This is a genomic window from Polaromonas sp. P1_G2 (assembly GCF_056405515.1).
Genome location: NZ_JBFUBY010000652.1, coordinates 1 through 659, shown reverse-complemented (window position 1 = coordinate 659; position 659 = coordinate 1). Strand labels below are relative to the sequence as shown.

The window sequence follows — 659 nt, the reverse complement described above, 5'->3', positions numbered from 1 at the left end:
ATTCATCAGCCCTGTCGACGCCGCTGGGGCGGCAGCCGAAGACTAGTGCAACGTCTCTTCCTCGAGATCCGGCGCGGCCCACATCTTTTCGATGTTGTAGAACTCGCGGATTTCGGGACGGAAGATATGCACGATCACGTCGCCCGCATCGATCAGGATCCAATCGCCGGTTTCCAGCCCCTCGACGCGGACCGGGCCGATGGCTTCGGCCTTGAGATCGTCGATCAGGTGTTCGGCAATGGCCGTCACATGACGGTTCGAGCGCCCGGACACGACCACCATATAGTCGCCCAGCGCGGATTTACCCGTGATGTTGATGGGTGTGACATTCTCTGCTTTCGAGTCTTCGAGGCTTTCGAGGACCAGCTTGAGAGCGATGGCCGCAGCATCGTTACCGCGCTCCATGCTCCGGGAGTAGGTGTGTGGCACCACTCCTTTCGCGTGCACTGTTGTCAGAGGACTTCCTTTCTATCGAACAGAACAAGCACCGGACCGACGCAGCCCGGATAGATAAAGATAGTCATCAAACCTTAAAACTTTCAAGACACGGGTCTTAACCAATTTAAATACTTAGCTCAGGGCAGGGTGCCGTCGAGCAATTTGGGATTGCCGGCTTGCCCGACACCGGCTGCCTGCTTGATGAAAAAGCTCTTCAGTGC

The 659-nt window shown here is 56.6% G+C and carries 1 protein-coding gene; it reads right to left on the bottom strand.

The window, feature by feature from the left end; all coding sequences use genetic code 11:
- Positions 1 to 42 precede the first annotated feature (42 nt).
- Positions 43 to 405, bottom strand: coding sequence for a ribosome silencing factor (gene rsfS / locus AC1D0P_RS26745; protein WP_477679496.1), 363 nt, complete (start codon positions 403 to 405; stop codon positions 43 to 45).
- Between the last annotated feature and the right edge of the window lie 254 nt (positions 406 to 659).